This window comes from Ideonella azotifigens (genome assembly GCF_006519715.1).
Classification (GTDB): Bacteria; Pseudomonadota; Gammaproteobacteria; order Burkholderiales; family Burkholderiaceae_C; genus Ideonella; species Ideonella azotifigens.
Genome location: NZ_VIDT01000532.1, coordinates 1 through 3,937 on the forward strand (window position 1 = coordinate 1; position 3,937 = coordinate 3,937).

The following is a 3,937-nucleotide window of genomic DNA, read 5'->3' on the forward strand; positions in this document are numbered from 1 at the left end:
CAGGTCGGCTGCGGCTTCGAGCTGTGCCAGCGCCGCGCGCCATTCCTCGCGCAGCGCCGGCAGGTCTTCGGGCTGGCGGCGAAAGCGCCGGGCCAGGCCCATCCAGGCCGAGAGCCTGCTGTCCAGCTCGCCCAGGCGGGAAGGGTCCAGCTCGGCGCGGCCCAGGTAGGCCTGCAAGGTGTGCGTGGCGTCGTCCAGTTGCACGCTGGCGCTGTGCAGCCCTTCGATCACCGGTGCCAGCCGCTCGTCGTAGTCGCTGACGGCTTGCAGTGAATTCAAGGCTTTGCCCAGCAGCCGCGCGGCGCTGGCCTCGTCTTCTTCCAGCCACTGGCCGGCCTGGTGCGCAGCCTCAATCAACGCCTGGCCGTGCGCCAGCCGCTGGTGCTCGTGGTTCAGCTCCGGCCATTCGGTCTCTCCGGGCGACAGCTTGTCCAGCTCCCCGAGCTGCCACTGCAGGCGTTCGCGTTCGTCCTCGCGCTCGCCCTGGTGTTCGCGGGCTTGCGCCAGCGCGTCGGCCGCGGCTTTCCAGGCGGCGTAGGCGCGGGCCACCGGCGTGGTGTCTGCCCCGGCCTGCTGGTCCAGCAGCGCGCGCACCGAGGCGGGCTTGGTCAGGCCCTGCCAGGCATGCTGGCCGTGGATGTCAACCAGGTGTTCGGCCACTTCGCGCAGCTGGCTGGCGGTGGCCGGGCTGCCGTTGATGAAGCCGCGGCTCTTGCCCTGGGCGTCCACCACGCGGCGCAGCAGCAGGTCGTCGTCCTGCTCGAAGCCGGCTTCTTCCAGCCAGGCGGCGAGCGAGGCGGGTGAGTCGAAGCCGGCGGTGATTTCGGCGCGCGAAGCGCCTTCGCGCACCATCTGGCTCTCGGCCCGGGCGCCCAGCGCGAGCTGCAGCGCGTCGATCAGGATGGACTTGCCGGCGCCGGTCTCGCCGGTCAGCACGGAAAAACCGCCATCGAACGCGAGGTCCAGCTCGCTGACGATCACGAAATCCTTCAGGGTCAGGTGCTTGAGCATGATCAGACCGTGCCTTCGTACCAGCGCAGCTTGCGGCGCAGCGTGGCGTAGTAGCTCCAGCCACGCGGGTGCAAGAAGCGCACCATCTGCGACGAGCGGCGCATGCGCACCTGGTCGCCGTGCAGCAGGCTGGCCAGGCTTTGCATGTCGAAGCTGGCGCTCGCGTCTCGCCCGGCCACGATGGTGATGGTCACTTCCTGAGAGTCCGGCAGCACGATGGGCCGGTTCGACAAGGTGTGCGAGGCAATCGGCACCAGTACCCAGCCGCCGATGGACGGGTGCAGGATGGGCCCGCCGGCCGACAGCGAATAGGCGGTGGAACCGGTGGGCGATGCCAGGATCAGGCCGTCGGCGCGCATGTTGGCGACGAAGTCGCTGCCCACGTCCACCCGCAGCTCGACCATGCTGGACGTGGCACCTCGGCTCACCACCACGTCGTTCAGCGCCAGGCCTTCGAAGATGGTCGCGCCGTCGCGCCACACGGCGCCTTCGATCATCGCGCGCCGCTCTTCTTCGTAGTCGCCCTGGATGATGGGGCCCAGTGCCTCGGCCCAGTCGCTCAGGCGCACGTCGGTGATGAAGCCCAGCCGGCCCTGGTTGATGCCGACCAGCGGCAGGTTGTGCGCTGCCAGTTCGCGGGCAATGCCCAGCATGGTGCCGTCGCCGCCCACCACCACCGCAATGTCGCACTGCGCGCCGATCTCTGCCGGGCTCAAGGCCGTGTGTTCGGTCCAGTCGGTGTTGTGCGCGGTCTCGTGGTCGATCGAGACTTCCAAGCCCTGGCGCCCCAGGAAGTCGGCAATGGCTTCGAGCATCGGTCGGATGCCCTGGGCCTGATACTTGCCTATCAGCGCGGCGTGGCGAAAACGGGTTGGCATGGTGCGAAGAATTACACCACACGCCCTTCTGTGAGACCCCCTGGGCTGCCCTCGTTGGCGCCCTGCACAAGTGCATGTCCGTACAATGAAAAACATGCTCGACGATCGCGCCCGATCACTGCTGAAAACCCTGGTTGAACGCTACATTGCCGACGGGCAGCCCGTGGGCTCGCGCACGCTCTCCAAAGCCTCAGGTCTGGAGCTGTCGCCCGCGACCATCCGCAACGTCATGTCCGACCTGGAAGACGCCGGCCTGATCATCAGCCCGCACACCTCTGCCGGCCGCATTCCCACCGCCCGCGGCTACCGGCTGTTTGTCGACACCATGCTCACTGCCCGCCCGCTGGACCTGGCCGGTAGCGCCTCCGAATTTGCCGCCGCCCGCGGCCAGCTGCAGCCGGACCAGCCGCAGCGCGTGATCGCCCAGGCCGCGCAGCTGCTGTCCAACCTGTCGAGCTTTGTCGGCGTGGTCACCGCGCCGCGCAAGGCCAGCGTGTTCCGCCACGTCGAGTTCATGCGCCTGGGCGACAAGCGGGTGCTGGTGATCCTGGTCGCACCGGATGGCGACGTGCAGAACCGCGTGCTGTTCACCGCGCACGACTACAGCCAGGGCGAACTGATAGAGGCCACCAACTTCCTCAACGCCCACTACGCAAACCTCAGCCTGGAGGAAGTCCGCGAGCGGCTGCAAGGCGAGGTCGAAGTGCTGCGCGGCGAGATTGGCGTGCTGATGCATGCGGCGGTGAAGGCAGGCTCCGAGGCGCTGGCCGAAAACGAGGACCAGGTCATCGTCAGCGGCGAGCGCAACCTGCTGGGCGTGCAGGACTTCGGCCACGACATGGGCTCGCTGCGCAAGCTGTTCGATCTGTTCGAGCAGAAGACCCAGCTGATGCGCTTGCTGGACACCTCCAGCCGCGCCGAAGGCGTGCGCATCTACATCGGCGGCGAGAGCCGGGTGGTGCCGTACGAAGAGCTGTCGGTGGTCTCGGCGCCGTACGAGGTCGACGGCCACGTCGTCGGCACGCTGGGCGTGATCGGCCCCACCCGCATGGCCTACGACCGCATGATCCAGATCGTCGACATCACGTCCAAGCTGGTCGGCAACGCCCTGAGCCAGCGCTGAACAGCCAGCACTGAGCAAGACGGCGCAGCCATGTTGCTGCGCACTTACCGGCGCCACAAGCGCGCTTGACACAAGGCTTCCAGCATCGCGGCCTGCGCTGTTCGGCGCTGTCCCGTCCTGCTCTGCTGAAGTCCTTGCTGTGAACCTTTCTGGAATGACGCGGCCCGCGTGCTTGCGCGCCTGGCCGTGCCTGCTGGCCGCTTGCCTCCTCGCTGGCGCCGCCGCCTCGCATGCTGCGTCCACCAACCGTGCCTCGTCCAAAGTGGCCGCGCACGCGGGCGGGGCCACGCTGAACTTCCCCGACATCGAAGTGGAGGCCGCCGCCCGCGTGATGGCCGACCTGCTGAACCGGCCCATCCTGGTCGACCCGCGCGTCAAGGGCAAGCTCACGCTCTACACCGAGCAGCCGGTCAGCCAGGCCCAGGCCTTGTCCATTTTCGTCGCCGGCCTGCGTGGCCTGAGCCTGGCCATCATCGAGTCCAACGGCCTGTTGAAGATCCTGCCCGAGGCCGATGCCAAGCTGCAGAGCGGCACCGTCTCCGTAGAAGGGGCTTCGCGCGCAGGCGACACGGTGCAGACGCAGATCTTCCGCCCCAGCTACGAAAGCGCCGCCAACCTGCTGCCGGTGCTGCGCCCGCTGATCACCGCGAACAACACCATCAACGTCAGCGCCGGCAACAACGCGCTGGTCATCACCGACTACGCCAGCAACCTGCAGCGCCTGGGCCAGATCATCAGCGCGCTGGACCAGCCCAGCGCCACCGACGTCGAAGTCATCCCGCTGCAGCATGCGCTGGCGGTGGACATGGCCGTGCTGGTGCAGCGACTCAGCGAAGAGGCTGGCGGCTCATCATCCGCCAGTCCAACCCCCGGCGCGCAAGCCCAGCGCAGCAACGCCAGCGCAAGCAGCGGCGCTGGCGCCGCA

At 68.1% G+C, this 3,937-nt stretch carries 4 protein-coding genes; 2 read left to right on the forward strand and 2 right to left on the reverse strand.

The window, feature by feature from the left end:
• Positions 1-1,011 (reverse strand): AAA family ATPase (locus FKP22_RS23430; protein ID WP_141290083.1); only part of this gene is annotated, 1,011 nt, incomplete at its 3' end.
• A 2-nt stretch (positions 1,012-1,013) separates the two neighbouring features.
• Positions 1,014-1,889, reverse strand: a complete 876-nt coding sequence (locus tag FKP22_RS23435) for an NAD kinase (RefSeq protein WP_141290084.1) — start codon at positions 1,887-1,889, stop codon at positions 1,014-1,016.
• Positions 1,890-1,983: 94 nt separating this feature from the next.
• Here FKP22_RS23435 and hrcA point away from each other — a divergent pair, with 94 nt between their 5' ends.
• Both hrcA and FKP22_RS23445 read left to right on the forward strand, forming a co-directional pair.
• On the forward strand, positions 1,984-3,012 hold the full coding sequence (gene hrcA / locus FKP22_RS23440) for a heat-inducible transcriptional repressor HrcA (RefSeq protein WP_141290085.1): 1,029 nt from the start codon (positions 1,984-1,986) through the stop codon (positions 3,010-3,012).
• A 139-nt stretch (positions 3,013-3,151) separates the two neighbouring features.
• Positions 3,152-3,937: secretin N-terminal domain-containing protein (locus FKP22_RS23445; protein ID WP_310733363.1), on the forward strand; the 786-nt coding region annotated here is incomplete at its 3' end.

Coding starts and splice junctions, on each gene's coding strand:
- FKP22_RS23435 (WP_141290084.1), bottom strand. CDS start 1,889: ATGCCAACCCGTTTTCGCCACGCCGCGCTGATAGGCAAGTATCAGGCC.
- hrcA (WP_141290085.1), top strand. CDS start 1,984: ATGCTCGACGATCGCGCCCGATCACTGCTGAAAACCCTGGTTGAACGC.